The sequence below is a fragment of the Pelovirga sp. C15f genome, from assembly GCF_057178085.1.
In genome coordinates, this window is the sequence record NZ_JBXUCV010000001.1 from 518,124 (window position 1) to 542,972 (window position 24,849).

At 49.8% G+C, this 24,849-nt stretch carries 22 protein-coding genes and 1 tRNA gene; 11 read left to right on the forward strand and 12 right to left on the reverse strand.

Going from position 1 to position 24,849, the window contains the following annotated elements:
- The first annotated feature begins 130 nt into the window (after nt 1-130).
- The 11 genes from AC1931_RS02565 to recG all read left to right on the forward strand — a co-directional run bounded on the left by AC1931_RS02565 (nt 131) and on the right by recG (nt 14,244).
- On the forward strand, nt 131-1,063 hold the full coding sequence (locus AC1931_RS02565; protein WP_483875660.1) for a DMT family transporter: 933 nt from the start codon (nt 131-133) through the stop codon (nt 1,061-1,063).
- A 95-nt stretch (nt 1,064-1,158) separates the two neighbouring features.
- Entirely contained in the window at nt 1,159-2,958 is a 1,800-nt protein-coding gene (lepA, locus tag AC1931_RS02570; RefSeq protein WP_483875661.1) for a translation elongation factor 4, read from the forward strand.
- 4 nt (nt 2,959-2,962) lie between these two features.
- Complete coding sequence (gene lepB / locus AC1931_RS02575) at nt 2,963-3,631, forward strand: signal peptidase I (protein WP_483875662.1); 669 nt, start codon at nt 2,963-2,965, stop codon at nt 3,629-3,631.
- A 205-nt stretch (nt 3,632-3,836) separates the two neighbouring features.
- A complete protein-coding gene (pyrR, locus tag AC1931_RS02580) occupies nt 3,837-4,373 on the forward strand; it encodes a bifunctional pyr operon transcriptional regulator/uracil phosphoribosyltransferase PyrR (protein ID WP_483875663.1) in 537 nt (178 codons plus the stop codon).
- Between the two features lie 15 nt (nt 4,374-4,388).
- The gene (locus tag AC1931_RS02585; protein WP_483875664.1) at nt 4,389-5,324 is read left to right on the forward strand and encodes an aspartate carbamoyltransferase catalytic subunit; all 936 of its coding nucleotides are present in this window, start codon (nt 4,389-4,391) and stop codon (nt 5,322-5,324) included.
- Between the two features lie 21 nt (nt 5,325-5,345).
- Nucleotides 5,346-6,617 carry a dihydroorotase gene (locus tag AC1931_RS02590; protein ID WP_483875665.1) on the forward strand — a complete coding sequence of 424 codons (1,272 nt, stop codon included), beginning with the start codon at nt 5,346-5,348 and terminating at the stop codon, nt 6,615-6,617.
- Nucleotides 6,618-6,645: 28 nt separating this feature from the next.
- Nucleotides 6,646-7,770: a glutamine-hydrolyzing carbamoyl-phosphate synthase small subunit gene (gene carA / locus AC1931_RS02595; RefSeq protein WP_483875666.1), complete on the forward strand. Its 1,125-nt coding sequence runs from the start codon at nt 6,646-6,648 to the stop codon at nt 7,768-7,770.
- Between the two features lie 195 nt (nt 7,771-7,965).
- A complete protein-coding gene (gene carB, locus AC1931_RS02600; protein ID WP_483875667.1) occupies nt 7,966-11,223 on the forward strand; it encodes a carbamoyl-phosphate synthase large subunit in 3,258 nt (1,085 codons plus the stop codon).
- Between the two features lie 72 nt (nt 11,224-11,295).
- On the forward strand, nt 11,296-11,772 hold the full coding sequence (greA, locus tag AC1931_RS02605) for a transcription elongation factor GreA (RefSeq protein WP_483875668.1): 477 nt from the start codon (nt 11,296-11,298) through the stop codon (nt 11,770-11,772).
- Between the two features lie 111 nt (nt 11,773-11,883).
- The gene (locus tag AC1931_RS02610) at nt 11,884-12,084 is read left to right on the forward strand and encodes a DUF1858 domain-containing protein (RefSeq protein WP_483875669.1); all 201 of its coding nucleotides are present in this window, start codon (nt 11,884-11,886) and stop codon (nt 12,082-12,084) included.
- 12 nt (nt 12,085-12,096) lie between these two features.
- Nucleotides 12,097-14,244 (forward strand): ATP-dependent DNA helicase RecG, encoded by a 2,148-nt coding sequence (recG, locus tag AC1931_RS02615; RefSeq protein WP_483875670.1) that lies wholly within the window; start codon nt 12,097-12,099, stop codon nt 14,242-14,244.
- A 122-nt stretch (nt 14,245-14,366) separates the two neighbouring features.
- On the opposite strand, the gene AC1931_RS02620 is transcribed toward recG, so the two are convergent.
- The 12 genes from AC1931_RS02620 to AC1931_RS02675 form a co-directional block, all read right to left on the reverse strand.
- Nucleotides 14,367-14,443 (reverse strand) — tRNA-Pro (locus AC1931_RS02620).
- Nucleotides 14,444-14,515: 72 nt separating this feature from the next.
- Complete coding sequence (locus AC1931_RS02625) at nt 14,516-15,829, reverse strand: phenylacetate--CoA ligase family protein (RefSeq protein WP_483875671.1); 1,314 nt, start codon at nt 15,827-15,829, stop codon at nt 14,516-14,518.
- Between the two features lie 40 nt (nt 15,830-15,869).
- Complete coding sequence (locus AC1931_RS02630) at nt 15,870-16,301, reverse strand: ACT domain-containing protein (RefSeq protein ID WP_483875672.1); 432 nt, start codon at nt 16,299-16,301, stop codon at nt 15,870-15,872.
- 20 nt (nt 16,302-16,321) lie between these two features.
- Entirely contained in the window at nt 16,322-17,626 is a 1,305-nt protein-coding gene (locus tag AC1931_RS02635; protein WP_483875673.1) for a phenylacetate--CoA ligase family protein, read from the reverse strand.
- A 23-nt stretch (nt 17,627-17,649) separates the two neighbouring features.
- Nucleotides 17,650-18,228, reverse strand: a complete 579-nt coding sequence (locus AC1931_RS02640; protein WP_483875674.1) for an indolepyruvate oxidoreductase subunit beta — start codon at nt 18,226-18,228, stop codon at nt 17,650-17,652.
- Between the two features lie 4 nt (nt 18,229-18,232).
- Nucleotides 18,233-19,984: an indolepyruvate ferredoxin oxidoreductase subunit alpha gene (gene iorA, locus AC1931_RS02645; protein WP_483875675.1), complete on the reverse strand. Its 1,752-nt coding sequence runs from the start codon at nt 19,982-19,984 to the stop codon at nt 18,233-18,235.
- Nucleotides 19,985-20,054: 70 nt separating this feature from the next.
- Entirely contained in the window at nt 20,055-20,960 is a 906-nt protein-coding gene (locus AC1931_RS02650) for a Ppx/GppA phosphatase family protein (RefSeq protein ID WP_483875676.1), read from the reverse strand.
- Nucleotides 20,957-22,645: a Na/Pi cotransporter family protein gene (locus AC1931_RS02655; RefSeq protein WP_483875677.1), complete on the reverse strand. Its 1,689-nt coding sequence runs from the start codon at nt 22,643-22,645 to the stop codon at nt 20,957-20,959. Before AC1931_RS02655 ends, AC1931_RS02650 begins: the two co-directional genes overlap by 4 nt.
- A 104-nt stretch (nt 22,646-22,749) precedes the next feature.
- Complete coding sequence (locus AC1931_RS02660; RefSeq protein ID WP_483875678.1) at nt 22,750-23,220, reverse strand: cyclic nucleotide-binding domain-containing protein; 471 nt, start codon at nt 23,218-23,220, stop codon at nt 22,750-22,752.
- 50 nt (nt 23,221-23,270) lie between these two features.
- Entirely contained in the window at nt 23,271-23,777 is a 507-nt protein-coding gene (locus tag AC1931_RS02665) for a gamma carbonic anhydrase family protein (RefSeq protein ID WP_483875679.1), read from the reverse strand.
- A gap of 113 nt (nt 23,778-23,890) precedes the next feature.
- Entirely contained in the window at nt 23,891-24,166 is a 276-nt protein-coding gene (locus tag AC1931_RS02670; protein ID WP_483875680.1) for an HU family DNA-binding protein, read from the reverse strand.
- Between the two features lie 97 nt (nt 24,167-24,263).
- Complete coding sequence (locus AC1931_RS02675) at nt 24,264-24,830, reverse strand: helix-turn-helix domain-containing protein (protein ID WP_483875681.1); 567 nt, start codon at nt 24,828-24,830, stop codon at nt 24,264-24,266.
- Nucleotides 24,831-24,849: the final 19 nt, after the last annotated feature.

Genomic DNA, 24,849 nt, shown 5'->3' on the forward strand with positions numbered 1-24,849 from the left:
AGACAGGAAAGAAATTCCTGGGGCAGCGTTGGAACAGCCCTGATAATATATCCGGGTGGCGCCAATAGTTGAGTTATATCATGTTGTTTCTGTTTTAAACAAGCTCATTTGTCCCGGGAAAAGGTCTTTTGTGACACTTTTTGATCCAGCTAAAATCAATCGTCGCCAACTCAACGCTGAATTGATGTTGATTTCAGTGACCCTTTTCTGGGGGGCCACCTTCCCGATTGTCAAAGATGCGATTACCGAAGTGCCGGTTTTGTGTTTTTTGTGGGTTCGTTTTGCCATGGCCGCGTTGCTACTCGCTCCACTGGCGGGGCGCGCAGGATTTGCTACCCTCGACCGGCGCGGCTGGCTGGCAGGAATCATCCTGGGAATACTATTGTTTTTGGGCTATCTGTTTCAGACCTACGGTCTTGCCGTGACCAGCTCATCTAACGCCGGATTTTTGACTGGCCTCAATGTCATCTGGGTGCCGCTGTTGGCTGGTCCACTGCTGAAGAAGCCGGCCGCGACGGGTTCAAAAATCGGCGTTGTGCTGGCTATTATCGGACTTTTCATGCTGACCTGGAAGTCCCCATGGTCGATAAATCCTGGCGACCTGCTAGTTTTCATCTGTTCCCTTTTTATTGCCCTGCATATTCTAGGTCTGGATGTTTTTACCCGTGGTTACGACGGACGCGCGCTGGCCTGCGTTCAGATTGCAACCATGGCTATCCTGGCTTGCATCGGCAGCCTCCTGTTTGAACCGGTGACCTGGCCAGCGTCATGGACGCTTTCGTTGATAGCTGCACTGGTTATTACATCGGTTTTTGCGACGGCCTACGCATTTTGGGCCATGACCAGCTTTCAGAATCGTACAACACCAACCCGCGCGGCACTTATCTATACCCTTGAGCCGGTATTTGCCGCGATTTTTTCCATCTGGCTCGCCGGCGACCGGCTATCATCACTGGCCTGGTTCGGTGGCTCCCTGATTATCGCGGGAATGATCGTAGCGGAAGGCTGGAGCCTGCTGGCTCGCAACCGGCAGGAAAAATATTCCCAAAACAGCCGTCAATAGCAATGTTTTCGGCCTTTTTCGTTTATTCTTTACAAGCTGAACATTACTGCTTAGGATGATAAACTTTTTAAATATTCACTTTTAATCGAGCCGACATGGACCTTACTAAAATTCGTAATTTTTCCATCATTGCCCACATCGATCATGGTAAATCCACCCTGGCTGACCGTCTACTCGAAGCAACCGGCGCCCTGACTGATCGGGAAAAATCCAATCAGTACCTGGACAAAATGGATCTGGAAAAAGAGCGTGGTATTACTATCAAGGCGCAGGCGGTAAGGCTGACCTACAAGGCCCGGGACGGTCAGATCTATATCCTCAACCTGATTGATACTCCTGGACATGTTGATTTCTCCTACGAAGTCAGTCGTTCCCTGTCTGCCTGCGAGGGCGCATTGCTGGTTGTAGATGCGGCCCAGGGAGTAGAAGCGCAGACGCTGGCCAATGTGTATATGGCTATTGATCAGGACCTGGAGGTTTTCCCGGTCCTCAACAAGGTCGATCTACCCAGTGCCGACCCCCAGCGGGTCTGTGAGGAGATCGAAGAAATCATCGGTATTGATACCAGTGACGCTATTTTTGCCAGTGCCAAGGAGGGGAAGGGAATTCCGGAAATCCTCGAAGCCCTGGTTAAGAAAATTCCGCCGCCCAAGGGCAACCCACAGGGACTATTGCAGGGGCTGATCTTTGACTCCTGGTACGATTCCTATCAGGGCGTTATTATTCTGGTACGAATTTTTGAAGGAACGGTAAAAAAAGGAGACAAGATCCGCCTGATGCAAACGGGTGGCATATACGAGGTCAATAAGGTCGGGGCTTTCAGTCCGCATCCGGTTGAATTGCAGGACTTAGCTGCCGGTGAGGTGGGTTTTGTTATTGCCGGGATCAAGGTGGTTGAAGATGCCAAGGTTGGAGACACCCTGACTCATCATCATCAGCCCGCGGCAAAGGCTTTACCTGGTTATCAGGTGGTCAAGCCAATGGTATTTTCGGGTCTTTATCCCATCGACAGTGGTGAGTATGACGCCCTGCGTGATGCCCTGGAAAAACTCCGCCTTAATGATGCCGCTTTTTCCTTTGAACCGGAAAATTCCCTCGCCCTGGGTTTTGGCTTTCGTTGTGGCTTCCTTGGCCTGTTGCACATGGAAATCATTCAGGAACGACTGGAACGTGAATTCGATGTTGAGCTGATTACCACCGCACCAACGGTAGTTTACCGGGTAACGACGGTTAAGGGAGCGGTTTTAAACGTTGAAAGCGCCAACATGCTCCCTGATATTCAGATGATTCAGCAGATAGAAGAGCCTTTTGTGCTGGCTTCTATCCATGTTCCCAATGAGTTTGTCGGGGCGGTGCTGGGACTGTGTATTGAAAAGCGCGGGATCCAACGTGAGATCAAGTACCTGACCGCTAATCGCGTGATGATTGTTTTTGAGTTACCGCTGAACGAGATTGTTCTCGATTTTTTTGATCGTCTTAAATCCATCAGCCGTGGTTATGCTTCTCTTGACTATGAGCACCTGGATTTTCGGACAAGTCGTCTGGTGCGCCTGAACGTGCTGATCAATGGCGAAGTTGTTGATGCCTTATCGCTGATTGTTCACAATGACAAAGCACAATACCGTGGTCGTGAGCTGGTATCTAAAATGAAAGAATTCATTCCCAGGCAGCAATACGAGGTTGCTATCCAGGCGGCAATCGGCAATAAAGTGATTGCCCGGTCGACCGTCAAGGCGCTGCGCAAGGATGTGACTGCCAAATGTTACGGCGGTGACATCACCCGTAAGCGCAAGCTGCTGGAAAAGCAGAAGGCAGGTAAAAAACGGATGAAACAGGTCGGCAGCGTTGAGTTGCCGCAAGAGGCTTTTTTAGCAATCCTTAAAATCAAAGAGTAGAATCATGGCATTTTTCGGTAAGAAAAAAACGCAGCCCGAATCAACTAAACCCTGGTACCGCGAATGGTCTGAAGCGCTGATTATCGCTGTTGTTCTCGCGTTAATTATACGTACCTTTGTTTTTCAGGCATTCAAAATCCCTTCCGGATCGATGCTTGACACCCTGCTGATTGGGGATCATCTGTTGGTCAACAAATTTATCTATGGCACCAGATTGCCTTTCAGCGATGAACGCTACCTGGCTCTGCGCGGCCCAGAGCGGGGCGATGTGATCGTTTTCGAATTTCCCGAGGATGAGGGAAAATCTTATTTTCAACGCCGCGATTTTATCAAGCGATTGGTAGGTCTACCTGGTGATGTGGTTGAAATTCGCGCCAAGCAGGTCTTTGTCAATGGCGATCTGCTTGAATTCGAGCAGGAAATTCACCGGGACGACCAGATTCTACCCGCCGTTGCCGGACCGCGCGATAATATGGCGCCGGTCAAGGTGCCTGAAAATAAGTACTTTGTAATGGGAGATAATCGCGATTTTTCCTACGACAGTCGTTTCTGGGGATTTGTTGATGACTCAAAAGTCAAAGGACTGGCCTTTATTAAATACTGGTCATGGGACGCCCAGGCAAGCCTTGCTGAAAAGATTCGCTTCGAGCGTATTGGCCGTCCCATTCATTAGATAAAACTTGTTGTTTGTCCTATTGACAAGCCTGTCATCCGCGTTGTAATGTTCGAAGCCGTAAATTCTTTGACCCTTTAAACTGATCCGAGAGATCAGCAAGGGAGAACACAATGCTACACAATTCATACAAAAAAAATCGAACACCTGTACGCATCTATTGTACAGGTGTTTTTTTATGTCCTTTATGTTGCAGGAGGTACTTGTGACGACTGAATCGGTAGAAATTCTCGATCTGGACGGAGTGAATCGCGCACTGACCCGCATTGCTCACGAAATTATTGAAAAAAACAAGGGGGTTGAGGGTCTGGTATTGATTGGTATTCGTACTGGCGGAGCCTATCTCGGGGAGCAGATTCAACAGCGTATCAATGAGATTGAATCAGTCACTGTGCCCTACGGCAGCATTGATATCACCATGTACCGCGATGATCTGGCTTCACGCGGCCATCTTGCCGTGGGACAGACCGATATTCGTTTCAATCTTGATGGTAAGAGGGTCGTGCTGGTAGATGATGTTCTCTTCACTGGTCGCACCATTCGTGCGGCAATGGATGCGGTGATGGATCTTGGGCGCCCACAGAGTATTCAGTTGGCCATCCTGATTGATCGTGGTCATCGGGAACTGCCGATTCGCCCTGATTATATTGGTCGCAATCTGCCAACCTCCCGCAATGAGCAGATCAAGGTAGATTTTGACGAACAGAACATTCCCCGAGCAATTCATCTGCTCAAAAGCTGACGGCGGAGGCTAAACATGAATTTTAATCCGAAACATATTCTGGGCATCAAGGATCTAGCAGCGTCGGAAATCCAATTTATTCTCGATAGCGCTGCCAGTTTCAAGGAGATCAACAGCCGCCAGATCAAGAAAGTGCCTACCCTTCGTGGCAAAACCATCGTGAACCTGTTTTTCGAAGCCAGCACCCGGACACGCACCTCTTTTGAAATTGCCGGTAAGCGCCTCTCTGCAGATACTGTCAATATCAGCGCCTCATCTTCTTCCGTTGTCAAAGGTGAAACCCTTGAAGATACAGCGAAAAACATCGAGGCCATGCACCCTGACATCATTGTTATGCGCCACAGTGCTTCCGGTGCCTGCGACTATCTGGCGCAGCGCCTGAAGTGTTCGATCATCAATGCCGGTGACGGTACCCATGAGCATCCCAGTCAGGCATTACTCGATGCCTTTACCATGCGCCAACATAAAGGCAAAATCGAAGGGCTGACTGTAACCATCGCCGGAGATATCACCCACAGTCGGGTCGTGCGCTCAAATATCTATTGCCTGACTAAACTGGGGGCAAAAGTACGGGTTGCCGGACCTCGCACCATGTTACCGCCGGGACTGGAAAAGCTCGGTTGTGAGGTTTTTACCGATCTGCGCGAAGCCATTCGCGATGTCGACTGTATCATGATGCTGCGTATTCAACGCGAGCGTCAGGGTAAAACCCTGATCCCGTCATTACGTGAATATGCCCGCTTTTATGGTTTGAATCCCGAAAATATCAAACTCGCCAAACCGGATGTCATTGTCCTGCACCCAGGACCGATGAATCGCGGAGTGGAGATTTCTTCCCTGGTGGCCGATGGCCCGCATAATGTGATTCTTGACCAGGTGGAAAATGGCGTTGCCGTGAGAATGGCGCTTTTATACCTGGTTTCCGGTGGCGAGTCAGCTCAAAATGATTAAACCTTTACATGAGGTATTGATATGAAAGTTTTTATTAAAAAAGGTCATTTGATTGATCCAAAGAATAATATTGATGATCGTTATGACATCCTGATTGAGGATGGCAGAGTCGCCGCTATTGGTACCGGTCTGTCGGTAGGTGATGCAGAAATCATTGATGCGGACGGGCTGCTGGTTACCCCGGGATTGATCGATATCCATGTTCATCTGCGTGATCCAGGGCTGGAATATAAGGAAGACATTGTCAGCGGCACCCGAGCCGCGGCCGCCGGTGGTGTCACATCCGTCGCCTGTATGCCCAACACCAGGCCGGTGATTGATACTGTGCCTGTGGTTGAATACCTTATCAACAAGGCGCGTCAGCATGGCAGCGCCAATGTCTATCCGGTTGCAGCAATCAGCCAGGCCATGAAGGGAGATGTGCTGTCTGAAATGGGAGAGCTTAAAGCCGCCGGCTGTGTCGCATTTTCCGATGATGGCGTGCCGGTTGTCAGCGGTGAACTGATGCGCCGGGCCTTTGAATATGCTGACACTTTTGGCGCTCCGATCATCGCCCATGCCGAAGATTTAACCCTGGTAGGGGAAGGGTGCATGAATGAAGGGGAGGTGGCCACCGAATTAGGCCTTAAAGGCATTCCCTGGGTCGCTGAAGATGCTGCCACTGCCCGGGAGATCATGCTGGCGGAATTCACTAACAGCCGCCTCCATGTTGCCCATGTGTCAACCAAAGGAAGTGTCGAGCTCGTCAGGCAGGCCAAGGCGCGTGGAGTCAGGGTTACCTGTGAAGCAACCCCGCACCACTTTACCCTGACCGATGATGCGGTGCGTGGTTACAACACCAACGCCAAAATGAACCCCCCGCTACGCACTCAGGCTGATGTCGATGCCCTCCGTGCCGGGCTGGCTGATGGCACCATCGATGCCATTGCGACAGATCATGCACCTCATCATTACGATGAAAAAAATGTCGAGTTTCCAGTTGCCATGAACGGTATTGTCGGCCTTGAAACCATGCTTCCATTGACCATGAATCTGGTCAGGGCCGAAGTCATCAGTCGCCGTCAGGCGATTGCCCTGATGACCTGTCAGCCTGCGGCTATTATCGGCATTGATCGAGGCTCTCTTGAAGTTGGCGCTGTTGCCGATGTAACTATTATTGACCCGGAGCTCGAATGGACATTGGAAGCCAGACAACTCAAATCAAAGAGTAAAAATACCCCCTTCGATGGCTGGACCATGCGCGGCGCAGCAATAAGAACATTGCTGGCGGGCAAGACGGTTTATCAGCGATAAAAACAAACAACAATCCATAGAGGCGCAAATGAAAGCAGTATTGGCATTGGCCGACGGCAAGTATTTTGTTGGTACATCTCTCGGTGTTGCCGGAGAAGTAACCGGCGAAGTAGTTTTTAATACCAGCATGACCGGCTATCAGGAAATTCTCACCGATCCCTCTTATCATGGTGAGATCGTCACCATGACCTATCCTCAGATAGGCAACTGTGGCATCAATGATGAGGACGTTGAATCAACCAAGCCCCACCTTTCGGGCTTTGTCGTACGTGAATCCTGTCCTTTTCCGAGCAACTTTCGCTCGCAGATGACTCTTGATGCCTATCTGAAACAGAACAATATCGTTGCCATCGAAGGGATTGATACCCGTGCGCTGGTGCGTCACATCCGCACCACGGGCGCTCAAACCGGAATTATCTCAACCCTTGATACTGATCTAAAAAGCCTGATTAAAAAAGCCCAGGATGCACCCGGTCTGGTAGGTCGTGATCTGGTGCGCGAGGTGACCTGTGAGACCCCCTACCAGCTTCACCAGGGACTTTGGAGTTTAACCGGTGGTTACCCTGAGGTTGATCCAGCAACCGCTCAATATCAGGTGGTTGCCTTTGATTTTGGTATCAAGCGTAATATTCTGCGCAACCTGACATCGCGTGGCTGTAACGTTACAGTTGTGCCCGCCGATACTGATGCCGCAGAGGTGCTGAAGCTCAACCCGGATGGGGTTTTCTTGAGTAACGGCCCCGGTGACCCTGAACCGCTGCATTATGCCCAAGAGGCCATCCGTGAACTGCTGGGCAAGGTGCCGATCTTCGGTATCTGCCTGGGACACCAGTTGCTATCCATCGCCTGTGGTGCTCAGACCTACAAGCTGAAGTTCGGCCATCGTGGCGGGAATCAGCCGGTTCTCGACTATCAGCGTCAGCAGGTAGAAATTACTTCACAGAACCATGGTTTTGCCGTCGATGCCAGCACTCTGAATGCGAACAAGGTCAAAGTGACCCATATCAACCTCAATGATGACACGGTCGAAGGAATCGCCCATCTTGAATATCCGGCTTATTCCGTTCAATACCACCCGGAAGCATCACCCGGGCCCCATGATGCCGCTTATCTGTTCGATCGGTTCATTGGAATGATGCAAGACCACATGTAGTTACCGCTGCGGAAACTAGATATTTTTGAGCGACGGGGAGATCATGCCCAAGGGTGAGAACATTACCTGACAAGTAAGCGGTTCCAGGTGTGGCGCGTACCCATTCAGGGGGCAAAGCAAGTGAATTCATTGCAGAAATATCATGTACAACTTTGACATATTCAGTTTCATTTCTATCTTTTCCAAGGGATCAGCATGCCAAAACGTCAAGATATAAAAAAAATATTGATTATCGGTGCGGGACCTATCGTTATTGGTCAGGCCTGTGAATTTGATTATTCCGGCACCCAGGCCTGCAAGGCGTTAAAAGAAGAGGGGTACGAGGTTATCCTGCTCAACTCCAATCCGGCGACCATCATGACCGACCCTGATTTTGCTGATCGTACCTACGTAGAGCCGGTTAATCCAGACGTGCTGGAGCGTATTATAGAAAAAGAACGTCCTGATGCCGTACTGCCGACCTTGGGGGGGCAGACTGCACTTAACACTGCTTTGACGGTGGCTAAAAGGGGCGTCCTGGACAAATTCGGGGTTGAATTGATTGGCGCAAAGCCTGACTCGATTGAAAAAGCTGAAGATCGCACCCTCTTTAAACGGGCGATGGAAAAGATCGGCCTGGAAGTGCCGCGTTCCGGATTAGCCCATAATCATCAGGAAGCGATGGAGATTCTCGACTACGTCAATTTTCCAACCATCATTCGTCCTTCTTTTACTCTGGGTGGTAGCGGTGGTGGTATTGCCTACAACCGCGAAGAATATGAAGAGATGGTGATGGCCGGAATAGAGGCATCGCCAACCAACGAGGTGATGGTCGATGAGTCGATTATCGGCTGGAAAGAGTACGAGCTGGAGGTTATGCGCGATTGCGCTGATAATGTTGTTATCATCTGTTCTATTGAAAATTTCGACGCCATGGGGGTTCATACCGGTGACTCCATCACTGTCGCCCCGGCCCAGACATTAACCGACAAGGAATATCAGCTCCTGCGCGATGCTTCCTTGAAAATCATTCGTGAAATCGGCGTTGATACCGGCGGCTCCAATATTCAGTTCGGCATTAATCCGGTAGATGGGCGTCTGGTGGTAATTGAAATGAACCCGCGGGTTTCTCGTTCATCAGCGCTGGCGAGTAAAGCCACCGGTTTTCCCATCGCAAAAATCGCCGCCAAGTTGTCAGTCGGCTATCGCCTGGATGAAATTTCGAATGACATCACCAGAGAAACACTGGCCTCTTTTGAACCGACCATCGATTATGTTGTCACCAAAATTCCCCGTTTTACCTTTGAAAAATTTCCTCAGGCCGATGCAACCCTGACCACCCAGATGAAATCGGTAGGGGAGGCCATGGCCATTGGTCGGACCTTCAAGGAGAGTTTTCACAAGGCCTTGCGTTCTATGGAAATTGGCTCTTATGGCCTGGAAAGCCGAATTTTTCAAGAGCCCGCTGACTACAAAAAACCGTTAAGCGAGGACCAAACGGCGCTGATCTGCCAGAAATTACAGATCCCAGGATGGGAACGGATCTGGTATCTGGCCGATGCCCTGCGCGCCGGTTTTGGCGTTGACAAGATATATCAGCTCAGTGGCATCGATCCCTGGTTTGTTTCCAATCTGGCACAGCTTATTGACATGGAAGGGGAACTGCTCACCAGTAACCTGCCAACAACTCATGAAAATCCTGCTTTTACCGATCTGCTGCGTCAGGCCAAACAATACGGTTTTTCCGACCGACGGCTGGCGACGCTGCTGAACAGTTCCGAAACAGTAATTCGCAAATTTCGCCATGAGCAGGGTATTCGCCCGGTTTACAAGCGGGTAGATACCTGCGGTGCCGAATTTGAGGCCTATACTCCCTATTTTTACTCAACCTATGAATCGGAGTGCGAGGCTGAGCCAACTGATAAACGCAAAATCATCATTTTAGGTGGTGGCCCGAATCGTATTGGTCAGGGGATTGAGTTCGACTACTGCTGCGTTCACGGTGCCTTTGCCCTGTCAGCTGCAGGTTTTGAAACTATTATGATCAATTGTAATCCGGAAACGGTCTCCACCGATTATGATACTTCCGATCGTCTCTACTTCGAACCATTGACCCTGGAGGATGTTCTCGAGATTGTTGCTGTTGAACAGCCCGCAGGAGTGATTGTTCAGTATGGTGGTCAAACACCATTGAAACTGGCTGTCGCTCTGGAGCAAGCCGGTGTGCCGGTGATCGGCACCTCACCCGATGCCATCGACCGGGCTGAAGATCGCGAGCGCTTCCAGGCACTGCTCAACAAACTTGGTTTGCTGCAGCCCGATAATGGCATTGCCCGCTCATGTGAAGGGGCAGAAGTTATTGCCGAACGTATCGGTTATCCGGTGGTGGTGCGCCCATCCTACGTACTGGGCGGCCGCGCCATGGAAATCGTTTACGATGTTGAGCGTCTGCGTAATTACATGAAATTCGCGGTGGAAGCATCACCGGAACATCCAATATTAGTTGACAAGTTTCTGCAGGATGCCATCGAGGTTGATGTTGATGCCATTGCAGACGGGGTTGATGTTGTCATCGGCGGCATCATGCAACACATCGAAGAAGCAGGCATCCATTCCGGCGACTCAGCCTGTGCTTTGCCCCCCATTTCCTTGTCGGCCCAATTACTCGATGAAATTCGTCGGCAAACCCGCGAGCTGGCGCTGGAACTTAAGGTTATCGGTTTGATGAACATCCAGTATGCCATCAAGGACAACACCATTTATCTGCTCGAGGTCAATCCGCGCGCCAGTCGAACTGTTCCTTTTGTCTCCAAAGCGACCGGTCGGCCACTGGCCCAGATTGCCGCTCTGGTCATGGCAGGACAGTCGTTGGCAGCGCAGGGGATTTCCGGAGAGATTATTCCTCCCTACATTTCCGTTAAGGAAGCGGTCTTCCCCTTTGTCAAGTTCCCCGGAGTAGACACCCTGTTAGGACCGGAAATGAAATCAACCGGCGAAGTGATGGGGATTGACTTCGATTTTGGCCGTGCCTTTGCCAAGGCGCAAATAGCTGCAGGGGTCAAGTTGCCGACTTCAGGCGCTGTTTTTATCAGTGTCAAAGACGCTGATAAACAGCCGGCGCTGACAGCTATCAGGCGTTTGGCAAGCGCCGGCTTCAGGATTGTTGCCACCGCCGGAACAGCCCAGTTCTTCCGTGACCGCGGAATTGAGGTCACAACTATTAATAAAGTTAAAGAAGGACGACCGCACTGTGTTGATTCCATTAAAAACCGCGAATTCTCAATGGTTTTCAACACCACTCTGGGTGCCGCTTCGGTGGCTGATTCCTATTCCATCAGACGGGCAGCCTTGATGAACGAGGTTGCCTACTTCACCACCGTTGCCGGTATCAATGCGGTAACCGATGGAGTGCTGGCAATGCAGCGAGAAACCCTTGACGTTAAACCATTACAAGAGTATTATGAGTACCTGTAAGTGTCACAATACATACTTAATTAACCAGTGGGCGGTGAATCACCGCCCGCTGTTTTTTTTAGGAGAGGACAAATGAGCAATTCGGTACCAATGACCGTAGAAGGGCATCGGCGACTGCAGGAAGAATTGAAAATATTGGTTCGTGTTGAGCGACCCAAGGTAGTTCAGGATATCGCAGAAGCTCGCAGTCATGGTGACTTGTCAGAAAATGCTGAATATGATGCGGCGAAAGAGCGACAAGGATTTGTCGAGGGGCGCATCCAGGAACTGAACGACAAAATAGCCCGCGCTCAAGTCATTGATCCGGCTACCATTAAAAGTGACAAAATTGTTTTTGGTGCGACCGTCACTGTTTTTGATATTGATACCGAGAAAGAGGCAACCTATCAGATTGTCGGTGAAGACGAAGCGGACATTAAAGATGGTAAAATATCCATCACGTCTCCCGTCGGCAAGGCTCTGATCGGTCATCGCGTTGATGAAGAGGTCAGAGTCGTGGTGCCCTCAGGAGTACGAGTCTATGAAATAATCCGGATAGCTTATGCTTAATCAGTCCGGATTGTATGGTTTTTTAATGACAGAACCAGACCCTGATGTCTTGCTTTTTCACATATTTTCTGGGAGAATTCCAAGGTTATAATACGGAACTGGAGGTTCTCTATGAATCAGGTTATTACCAAAGACATGACCTTTAACCAATTGTTGCAGATGCACCCGGATGCCGCAAAGATCCTTGCCAACTTTAACCTGGGCTGTGTTGGTTGTTTGGGTGCCTCTACCGAGACCCTTGCTCAGGGTGCCCGTGCCCACGGTCTTGACATTGAGGAACTACTGACTGCCCTGAATGACCGCAGCCAGTAGTTTTTGCGGATCATGCCAGACCTTAAATCGGACGATCCAGCCTGGATTTTGTCCCAACCCTTAAGTGTCCTGCCGGGGGTTGGTCCAAAAGTACAAACCCGCCTGCAAAAAATTGGGCTATATACCCTTGAAGATGCTTTTTATCACCTGCCGCATCGCTACGAGGATCGCCGACAACTTAAACCAATTCGCCAGTTAAACGACGGTTCCCCTGAGGTGTTCAAGGGAACCGTTCTAGTTTCAGGCGAATCCCGCACCAAACGCACATCGCGACGAATTTATGAGGTAATTGTCGGGGATGATAGCGGTACCATTTCGTTGAAATGGTTTCATTATCGAAAAAGCTGGCTTGAAAAGCGCTTTCCCATTGGTCAGACGGCTATTTTTATCGGTGATGTTAAATTTTTTGGTACCGCTCGTGAGGTCCATCATCCTGATTCTGAACTGATATCTGATAATGATGATATGGCTTTGTTGAGCCGTAAAGATCCCGTCTCTTTTGGACGCATCATCCCGGTGTATCCGCTAACCGAAGGAGTCAGCCAGAAGCAGATGCGTTCGATCTGGTTTCCTCTGGTCCGCGACTACTCCAGCTACCTCTGTACAACCACACCTGATGTTGTCCGCAAAAAGTATCAACTGCTGGATCGCCAGGTCGCCATCCGCCAGATTCATTGGCCCGATAAACAGTCAAATATCTACGAACTCGAGCAGGGACGACACCCTGGACGAAGGTCACTTGTTTTTGATGAGTTTTTCTATCTGGAAGTGGGGTTGGCTTTAAAACGGGCAGGGGTGCAGTTGGAGCAGGGCATTAGCATGACCTGCGAACATCGCTATACCTTGCCACTCAGTAAGATGCTTCCCTTTAAGTTGACCGCTGCCCAACGCCGGGTACTGGGTGAAATAAAGGACGATATGGCATCGCCACATCCCATGAACCGGCTGTTACAGGGTGATGTTGGCAGTGGCAAAACAATCGTAGCGCTGATGGCGGCCCTGATAGCTATCGAAAACAACTTTCAGGTGGCCGTTGTTGCGCCGACGGAAATCCTCGCTGAACAGCATTTTCGCACCTTTGCACCCTGGCTGGAGCGGTTGGGGCTGACATGCTGTCTGTTGCAGGGGAGCACCAGCCAGGCGGATAAAAAAAAGTTCTATGCCCGGATCACCGCCGGAGAAGTCGATCTGGTTGCCGGCACCCATGCCGTTTTACAGGAAGGTGTGGAGTTTGCGCGCCTTGGATTAGGTATTATCGATGAGCAGCACCGTTTCGGGGTGCGCCAGCGTGGCATCCTTAAAACCAAGGGCAACAACCCCGATATTCTGGTCATGACCGCAACACCCATCCCGCGAACCCTGTCCATGACCCTTTACGGTGATTTATCCGTGTCTGTGATCGATGAGCTGCCGCCAGGTCGAAAACCTGTGGCTACCAGAATAATTCACCTGCGAAATCGCTTTAAAGCCCATGAACTTATGCATGCAGAGCTTAAAAAAGGTCGCCAGGTTTATATTGTCTATCCACTGGTTGAAGAATCAGAAAAAAGTGACCTGCAGGCTGCAACCAATGCTTCACAACAACTCATGGAGATATTTCCTGACCACCAGATTGGATTGTTGCACGGTCAAATGAAGTCGGCAGAAAAAGAAGCTGTAATGAATGATTTTCGTGCAGAAAATATTGCCGTGCTGGTTGCGACAACGGTTATTGAGGTTGGAGTCGATGTGCCCAACGCCACCTTAATGGTCATTGAGCATGCGGATCGCTTCGGTCTGGCGCAATTGCATCAGCTGCGTGGGCGCGTTGGGCGTGGTGCCGAACAGAGTCACTGCATTCTGATCCCATCAGAGAATATCAGCGAGGATGCTAAAAAGCGACTTGACGTCATGGTTAAAACAGAAGACGGCTTTCAGATTGCCGAAGCCGATCTTGAAATTCGCGGGCCTGGGGATTTTCTCGGAACCAGGCAAGCCGGTTTGCCTGATTTTCGGGTCGCCAGTCTGACGCGAGATCTATCTATCCTTGAGGCAGCGAGACAGGCAGCCTTCGATTATGTTATGCAGTCCGACAGATTGAACAAACCAGAGGCAAAACCTGTTAGAGAAGAACTGATCAAGCGCTGGGGGAGTCGCCTCGAGCTTGCTAATGTCAGTTAAATAGATTCAAAAGCCTGAACCAATTTGTTAGTTTACATAATATATATTATGCGACACACAATATGATGAGTATATAAATCAAAAAAAGGACCACCTCTTTTGAGAAGTGATCCTTTTTTATTTGGTCGGGATGACTGGATTTGAACCAGCGGCCCCTTGACCCCCAGTCAAGTGCGCTACCAGACTGCGCTACATCCCGTTGTTGGCAGCGAGGCGCATTATCTGTGATTGCCATGCGCATGTCAAGAATTTTGACGGTTAATGCAGCCGGCTACTGCTTGCGCTTATCGATGACTCGAGAGGCTTTACCTTCATGGCGCACGATGGCTGAAGGTTCGACCAGTTTGATTTTGGCGCTGACTCCTAATACGGTTGCCAGACGCTTTTCGGCTTCGTTAACGAATTGGCGCTGTCGTTTCATCTCATCAAAAAAAATGTGCTCATTCACCTCAACCTGAACTTCCAGTTGGTCCATGTTGTTGACACGATCAACGATCAGTTGATAGTGCGGCTGACATCCTTCGATCTGTAGCAACACCTCCTCAATCTGGGTCGGGAACACGTTGACACCCTTGATAATCAACATATCATCGGTACGTCCACTGGTTTTATCCATACGTGCCAGTGTGCGTCCACATTCACAGGGTTCGTAATTTATCCGGGTGATATCACGGGTACGATAACGGACCATAGGGAATGCCTGCTTGGTCAGGCTGGTGATGACGAGCTCCCCTTTTGAGCCTCTTGGCAACACCTTGCCGGTATCCGGGTCGATGATCTCAAAGACAAAATGATCTTCAGCCAGATGCATGCCGCACTTTTTCAGACAGTCGCCGGCAACACCAGGTCCCATAATTTCCGACAGGCCATAATTGTCGGTCGCGACAATCCCCAGTCGTGTTTCCAACTCACAACGCATCTGCTCACTCCAGGGTTCGGCACCAAACAGCCCGACCCGCAGCGCCAGACTCGCAGGATCGATCCCCTTTTTTTCGAGTCGATCAGCAATTGTCAGACCGTAGGACGGCGTACAAACCAGGGCGGATGAGCGATAATCCTGCATGATCATAATCTGCTTATCGGTGTTGCCGCCGGAAATAGGAATGACCGATGCTCCAATGGCTTCTGAGCCGTAATGCAGACCAAAAGCTCCGGTAAACAAACCATAACCAAAGGCAATATGGACAATGTCTTCACGGGTGACCCCTGCCGCAGTCATAAAGCGAGCTACCAGTTCCGTCCAGGTACCGATGTCCTGCTTGGTGTAGCCGACAACGGTTGGCTTACCGGTAGTGCCCGAGGATGAGTGGATGCGTACTACATCGCTCATGGGAACAGCAAACATGCCATAGGGGTAATTCAGGCGCAGATCTTCCTTGGTGGTGAACGGCAGATGCTGAATATCATCCAGTGACTTCAAGTCGCCAGGCTCAAAACCACAATCCTTAAACTTATTCTGATAACAGGGAACATTGTTGCTGACCCTTTGCAGGGTCTCTTGCAGGCGTGCACGTTGTAAGCACTCAAGCTGCTCACGTGGCATGCACTCTGCTTCGCTGTTCCAGATCAGTGGGTGACCAGACATAGTTTATATGTTTCTTTCACTATCTTATCTTAAGTATCTGTTATATTGATGTTATTTTTTTTCCATCGAGGATATTAACACCATTATTGAGCAGGGCGCTGATAGCTTCATCGATATTGTCGAAGCGAAAAATTATAACGGCATTACTGCCGGAGCGCTCAACAAAGGCGTACATGTATTCAACGTTAATCTGATTGTTGTCGAGGATTTTCAAGATAGAAGAGAGTCCACCCGGGGTATCAGGAACTTCAACCCCGATAACTTCGGTTTTATTAACAGTAAAATGCTTGTCACGCAGGACACTGAGGGCTTTTTCACTGTCATCGACAATCAGTCGCAGGATGCCGAAGTCCGAGGTGTCTGCCAGTGAAAGGGCGCGAATATTGACATTTGCCTCACCCAGTACGCCGGAAACCTCTGCCAGGCGACCTGATTTGTTTTCTATAAAAACTGAAATCTGCTCGACTTTCATGGCTAACTCCTTTGTCATGATCAAATTTTTCCGCGCTTGTCGATAACCCGTTGCGCTTTACCCTCGCTACGGGCCAGAGTCTTGGGTTCGACCAGCCTTACTTTGCAGGTGACGCCGAGCAGGTCCTTGATCTGTTTCTGAATCAGTCCGGACAGTTGTTGCAGCTTACGCACCTCGTCTGAAAAGGTCCGTTCGTCAACCTCAACCAAAACTTCAAGGGTGTCAAGGGTCCCCTCACGATCAACCAGTAACTGGTAATGGGGTTCGATCCCTTTGATATTGAACAGGACTGATTCAATCTGGCTGGGAAAGACATTAACCCCGCGAATAATCAGCATGTCATCACTGCGACCGCTTAATCGGTCTATACGCGCATGGGTCCTGCCGCAGATACAGGGTTCACGGGTTAAACGGGTAATATCGCGGGTGCGGTAGCGGATCAGGGGGATCCCCTCTTTGGTGATGGTTGTGATGACCAACTCCCCTTTTTCACCATCCGCCAACACCTCTTGCGTGTCAGGATCAATAATTTCCAGCAGAAAATGATCTTCCCAAACATGAAGGCCGCTCTGGGCTTCAATACACTCAATTCCGACGCCAGGTCCGAGAATTTCGGACAGACCATAAATGTCGATGGCCTTGATGTTAAGCTTGGCTTCGATTTCCTGGCGCATCTTTTCGCTCCAGGGCTCGGCCCCTAAAATACCCACTTTCAATTTGAGCTTGCGGATATCAATCCCCTCTTCCGCCGCAACCTCAGCAAGAAACAGGCTGTAGGACGGCGTACAGGTCAGCACCGTGGAACCGAAATCCTGCATGATCATCAATTGTTTTTTGGTGTTGCCGCCCGACATGGGAATCACCGATGCCCCGATACGCTCAGCGCCATAGTGGGCGCCCAGGCCTCCGGTGAACAAGCCATAACCGTAGGCGTTATGAATGACATCACCTTTGTGAGCGCCGGCGGCATAGAATGATCGTGCCATCAGTTCAGTCCAGGTTTCAATGTCGCGCTTGGTATAACCGACAACCGTAGGCTTGCCAGTCGTACCCGAGGAGGCATGAATACGGACAATCTGCTCAAGGGGCACAGCAAACAGGCCATAAGGATAGTTGTCGCGCATGTCTTTTTTCAGGGTGAATGGCAAGCGTTTCAAGTCTTCAAGGTGCTTGATATCTTTGGGCTTGACCCCGGCCAGGTCAAAAGACTCGCGATAAAAAGGGACAGTAGCATAAACCCGTTCTACCGTTTGCTGCAGGCGGCGCAACTGAAGTGATTCAATTGCCTCTCTGGGCAGTGTTTCAAAATCATCGTTCCAGATCATCCAGGTTCTCCCTGTGAATTTTTCTAGCTGTTGGTTCCGCGTCCTGCAGCAAACGCTTTAAGATTGATATCAACAAGTTTTTCCGGAACCATTTTTTTCAGAGCCGTCAACCACAACTCATGGTCAAAATCGAGGATATTGGAGAGGGCACCCAGCAGAACCGTGTTGACAGTTTTGGCGTTGCCGGTCTCCAGCGCCAGGGTCAGGCCGTCCACTACGGTCGTCAAAGGAAATTGCCTTTCAATAGTTTCGACCAGTTTTTCAGGATAGGTCTGTTTGCCCAGGGCGACCGAAGGTGGAGCAATCTTCCAGTCGTTGACCACGACCCTGCCGTTACTGCGCAGTAACGGCAGATAACGACAGGTTTCCATCAATTCAAAACTGAAGAGGATATCCACTTCCCCCTCCGGTATAATTGACGAATAGACTTTTTCGCCATAGCGCACATGGGACACAACACTACCACCTCGCTGGGACATGCCGTGAATCTCATTTTTTTTAACGTCAAGTCCGGCCATCAAACAGACTTCAGACAAGACTTCGCTGGCAAGCAGAATGCCCTGGCCACCCACCCCGGCAATAAGGATATTGGTTGTCTTCATCTCATTAAGCCTCTACTTCCTTGAAAGCGTTAAAACCACAAGTTTGCTGGCAGACCTTGCACCCAACGCAAATAATTTTGTCAATATTGGATTTCTTTGTCGTTTCATCCCAGGTAATGGCCGGACAACCCAAACGCAAACAAGCTTTGCAACCTGTACAAGCATCATGGTCAACATAAAGCGAAGGGCGTCGTTCAAGGTTGTCTCTGGGCACCAGGATACAGGGCCTGGTGGTAATAATGACGGAAACTGCCGGTCGGGCCATCTCTTCGCGCAAGGTTTTACGGGTCAGGGCGATATCATAGGGATCGATGATCCGGACATGTTCAACGCCTACAGCGCGACAGAGTTGTTCCATATCAACTCGAAAAGCCGGATTACTATCCAGCGTGTACCCGGAAGTCGGGTTTTCCTGGCGACCGGTCATGGCGGTGATGCGATTGTCAAGGATGATGACGGTCGCCGTCGAGTTGTTGTAGACCATGTCCATCAGACCGTTGATACCGGTGTGCAGAAAAGTAGAATCTCCTATAACAGCAACAACCTTGCGCTGATCCTCCTCGCTTAAAACCTTTGAAATGCCGGTGGCGTTACCAATACTTGCCCCCATACAGACGCAGGTATCCATGGCCGACAAGGGAGGCATGAAGCCCAGGGTATAGCAACCAATATCGCCGGTAACATAGGCTTTGGCGCGATTCAGTTCCATAAAGACCCCGCGATGGGGACAGCCCGGGCACATGTTCGGTGGACGCTGCGGCAGTTCCAGGGTGGCACTTTCATCCGGCAATGCAGTGCCAAAAAGTCCTTTCGCCAGGCGCCCGGGAGTCAGCTCTCCACAGATGGGGATTTTCGCCTTGCCGATAACAGCAATTCCCATGGCCTGGACCTGCTCCTCAATAAAGGGATCAAGTTCCTCAACAACATAGAGGGTTTTGTACTTGGCGGCAAAGTCACGAATCAGCTGCTTTGGCAGGGGATAAACCATGCCGAGCTTAAGAACGTCAGCATCCGGTAATACCTCTTTAACATACTGGTACGAGACGCCGGAGGTGATAACTCCGACCTCGCCTTTGCCTTTTTCAATCCGGTTGAATGACTGGCTACAGCCCCACTCTTCCAGCTTGAGAATACGCTCCTCGACATCATAGTGGCGCTTACGGGCATTACCGGGAAGCATCACCAGCTTAGCTGGATTACGCTCAAGGGATGGAATCGGGATATTGTCCGGGCGACTGCCGAGGGTAACGACCGATTTGGAATGAGAAATCCGCGTTGTGCTGCGTAAAAAAACCGGTGTATCGAACTGTTCACTGACCTCAAAAGCCAGCTTGGTGAAATCAAGGGCTTCCTGACTGTCGGCCGGTTCAAACATCGGCATTTTAGCAAACTTGGCGAAGTTACGATTATCCTGTTCGTTCTGTGATGAATGAAGCTCCGGATCATCTGCGGTGACCAGCACCAGGCCACCGCGCACTCCGGTATAGGTGAGGGTAAATAAGGGGTCAGCAGCAACATTAACCCCGACGTGTTTCATGGTCACCAGGGCTCTGGCACCACCATAGCAGGCACCTATACCAACTTCGAGGGCCACCTTTTCGTTCGGTGCCCAGGATGAGTTGATTTCTTTATAGCGCGTCATGTTTTCGAGGATTTCGGTACTGGGTGTGCCGGGATAGGCGCAAGCGACCAATGCGCCTGCCTCATAAGTTCCCCGGGCGATCGCTTCGTTTCCAGAGAGCAGTACGTTATTCATGATCAGCCTTGGTGAAAGAGGTTGATGGAGAAAAATTGAATGGCGATAATAGGCAAAGCTTGAGCTTCTGTCAATCACGACATGCTGCAAGGAAGGTCCCTTCAAGCAGGCCGGCATCAGCAACTTTAAGGTGAGTGACGTCAAGGGATGTGGCAATAGCGGTGGCTAACTGCAGACCGGGGATAATCAGATCCCCCCTGCCCTGCTCCATTCCAGCCAACTGCTCACGATCAGTGGGCGCTAAAGGTTCAAGCTGATGATAAAGTGCAATCATCCATGCTACTGATAACCGGTGATTATTGATCACGGCAGGATCATAACGGGTGAGCGCTAAATCCATGGCGGCCAGGGTGGTCATGGTTCCTGCCGTACCGATCAGTTCCAGAGGGGTAGAGGATAAAAACTGTGATTTTAAGCTGCTGCAATAGTCCCTCAGTGTTTCGTCAATGGCTTGCTGACGCTGACCGTGATCGGAATATTCTTCGGCCAGGCGCACCACCCCAAGAGGGAAACTCTGCTTGGCGCAGATGATCCCCTTATTGATATAGATCACTTCAGTGCTGCCTCCGCCGATATCAAAAACAACCACATTTTCAGGCTGGGGGCTGATGACTGACAGGACGCCATGGGTAGTAAGGCGAGCCTCTTCGTCGCCGTCGATAACGTCAATGCGAATACCGGTTTGTTGCCACACCATCTCAATGAACTCTTGACGGTTGGCTGCACGGCGCAATGCTGCTGTGCCAACCGCGCGTAAGAGCTGGGCCTGACAGTTTTCAACAATGATAGAAAAATCTTTCAGGGCAGCTATGGTTCTAGCCATTGCTTCAGGTGACAGGCCATCCAGTGAGGAAAAGCCACCTCCAAGACGGGTGATACAGCGTTTGTAAAGAGCAGGGTGCAATATTCCATCGCTACATGAACCGATCAGCAGTCTTACCGTATTGCTGCCGATGTCGAGGGTTGCCTGTATCATTGGTCGCTGACGAGGGTATCGGAAATTTTGAAGGTATGATCGCCAATTTTTTCGTAGCACTGAAGCATGTCAATGAAAATCAGACCCGGCTGGACCGCACATTCTCCAGTATTAAGGCGAGTGATGTGGTTCATGCGCAGCGAATCTTCAAGGGCATCGATGCTGTCTTCATACTCGATAGATTGCTGAACAATATCTTTGTTATCCTGTTCCATGGCAGCAATGACAAAACGCAAGAACTCGTAGGTGCGATCAGCAATTCCCGCAACCTCGTTGGCCCCGGTGTGAGAAAACTTTATTTTTTCGTTAATTTTACGGGTATTCAATCCCCACAGGGTCTGACAATGATCACCTATGCGCTCCAGGTGATCGACGATGTTCATCAGTTTCTTGATTTGCTCTGAGGTGTCGGCAGAGATCGAACGGTGCGACAGTTTGGTCAGAAAATTCATGATTTCCTGTTGGAGGAGATCGAGGGTTTCCTCATTTTTTTCCAGTTCCGGAATGCGGCGAACGTCATTGTCATCGAGGAAGCGGTTAGTCTCTTCAAGCATGGTAATAGCAAGTTGCGCCATGCGCCGGGTTTCGCGACGTGCCTGGCCAATAGCAATCGGTGGGGTGTTCAACACCCGGTCATCAATAAACCTGACCTGAACAATTTCCTGGCGTCCTTCACCACGAATAAAATAGGTTGAAATTTTAGCCAACACGCCAATAAAAGGAAGAAAAATCAGGGTATTGATAACATTGAATAAGGTATGGGCATTGGCAATATAGCGTGCGATATGTGGTTTGTCCCCTACCGGCGTGGCGTACTGGTCAGCCTGAGCTTGAGTCTGCACCACAAAATCAGCTTCCCCCGGGGTTATTGATGTGATCAATTTCAGGTACAGCTGAAAGAATATCAACATCAGAATCACACCGATTAAATTAAAAAGAAAATGAGCGAAAGCCGCGCGCCGGGCGGCAATGTTGGTGCCGATCGCGGAGATATTGGCAGTAATCGTACTTCCGATATTTTCTCCGAGAATCAGAGCTACACTGGCCTCAAAGCTAATGAGCCCGGATGTCGCCAGGGCCAGCGTCAATCCCAGCATGGCGCTGCTGCTTTGGGTGATGATGGTCAGGACAGTGCCGATCAGAATCCCCAATGATTTGTAATCGCCGACAAGAATAAAAAGTTGATGAAACCCTTCGCTGGTACGCAACGGATCAAACCCCTGGCGCATAATGGTCAGGCCGAGAAAAACCAGACCAAAGCCTAAAACAATCTCGCCAAGATAACTGACCCTGCGTTTTTTGCTGAACAGCTTAAGCGCTGCACCAAAGCCGATAGCTGGTAATGCATACTGAGTAACATTAAATGCGATGATCTGGGCAGTGAAAGTCGAGCCGATGTTGACACCGAGGATCACTCCGATGGCCTGCATCAGAGTGAGCAGCCCAGCATTGACAAAGCCGACAACCATGACAGACGTTGCGCTGGATGATTGAATTAGAGCTGTAACACTGATACCAACCAGTGCTGCAACCAGGCGATGGTTAGTCAGCGCGGCAAGAATCTGCCGCATTTTTTCACCGGCAATCTTTTGCAACCCTTCAGACATGATTTTCATGCCGAAGAGAAACAACCCAAGGCCACCGATTAATCCAAACATCAATTGCTGGTTGAGCAGGAAAGACATTATTTCTCCGTGCCTGATATCATCAGTCAAACGATCAAACCGTGGGAAGACGAAAAAAAGGGCACATTAACGGCACCCTTTGGACCAGCCCGGCAGATGGATACTCAGCTTTTTTTTCTGTTGATACTGGCAATCAGCATGTTGCGATAATCTTGTTTAGAACGCCTCAGGCGTTCACTGAACGACCTGAAAATATTTAACGTCAACTGCATGCCAAGGCGCGGATTGTTGGTGCAGAGTTGATTATAATTTTTACGGGTCAGGGAAAACAGACTCACATCCTCAATTACCCGTGCCGTAGCTGCACGCGGCCCGCCGTCAATAACCGCCAGCTCGCCAAATGTATCACCCGGACCAAGTACGACCAGGGTCTGTTCGTCCCCTTCTGCCAGCATCTGGGAAATACGTACTGACCCTTTTTTGATCAGGTAGAGGGATTCTCCCGTCATATTTTCAATATAAATGGTCTTTCCAGCAGACATCTGCTGTTGCGCCAGCGATGCGCCCAAAAATTCAATTTCTTTCACAGCCAGCCCATGAAAGAGTTGACTGTCCTTCAATGTATCAAGATTCACGTCATTCAAAGTCCACCTGCCACTATAGTTAAATGTTTTTATCCGTTGTTTCAGAGGTCGTAGGTTTTTACATATTCCAGATAGTTGTTAGCAGATTGGAGCAGAAAGGCAATTTCTTCGTCTGATAATTGTCTTTTGCAGCGCGCCGGGGATCCGGCATAAAGCGTGCCGGAAGGAATACGAGTGCCGGGGGTTACCAGGGCGCCGGCGGCAATCATGGCATCGTCCTCAATAACTACGCCATCCATCACAATCGCTCCCATGCCGATCAGACAACGGTTACCGATTGTGCATCCGTGCAGGGTCACGTTGTGGCCAATGGTCACATCATCGCCAACGACCGTCGGGTGGGTTTTGTTCGTTACATGGATGACGGTTCCGTCCTGGACGTTGGTGCGTTCACCGATACGAATAAAGTTAACGTCTCCGCGCACAACAACATGGTACCAGAGACTGGAATATTCACCAATTTCTACATCACCGATAATTTCACTTGAGCCAACCCGGAAGACAGTATCATGCAGGCGCGGGGTGATGCCTTTGTATAGATGCAACATGAAAAAACTCCTGAATCGAGAGACGATCCTTAAAAACAACAGGGCCCGATCACATCCGTGATTGGGCCCGATATAGAAGGTCAATAGACACTGTGATACGACGACAAGGTCGATTAACGATCTACCCGTTCGCGCAACCCTTTGCCGGCCTTGAAAAAGGGCAGCCTTTTTTCTTCGACCTTGATGATTTCCCCGGTTTTTGGATTGCGCCCCAGGTAGGACTTGTAGTCCTTGACCATGAAGCTACCAAATCCCCTGATTTCGATACGGTCCCGATCAACCAGGGACTGGGACATCGAATCGAAAATAAGATTGACGATTTGCTCAGCCTTTTTATAGGTGAGATTCTTTTTCTGCGATAAAGCCTCAACCAGTTCAGATTTATTCATTGACCCCCCTTTAAGGAATCATGGCATCTAAGAGTGGGCGGGAGTGAGCGGATTTATTGAAACTATACACCAAGTTGCAGCGGTTCTCAACAGTCAATCAAATTATGGTAAAGGGGGACAATGTCCAGATAACCTTGGCGTCAGCATCGCCGCAATTTTCCCAGCGATGGGGCAAATGTGATTTAAAACACAGACTGTCACCTCGTTTAAGAATAAATTCCTCATCAACAATCGTCATCCTGAGTTGTCCCTCAAGGATATAAATCAACTCATCGCCGGGGTGATACATGTTTTTGGCGCCGCTCTGTCCCCCTTTTTTAACTGTACAGTAAAACGACATAAACTGGGGATCGCGCAATCTGGAGGTGAAGGATTCCGTGTGCATATTATATTCGTCATCATAAACGGTTTTATCACGATCCCCAGGGCGGGTAAAAACAACCTCGTGGGAAGTACGGACATCTTCAACAAAAAAGTTGATGCTTTTGTCAAAAACCGTAGCGAGACGCATGAGGATTTCAACCGAGGGGGTCGTCAAGCCCCGCTCTATCCGCGAAATCATATTGGAGGAAACCTGTGATTTTTCCGCCAGGATTTGAATCGTCATGTTTTGCTTCAAGCGGATTTCTTTAAGCTTTTTCCCAACAATTTTTTTTATCTGCATATCATCTGATCCATTTTAT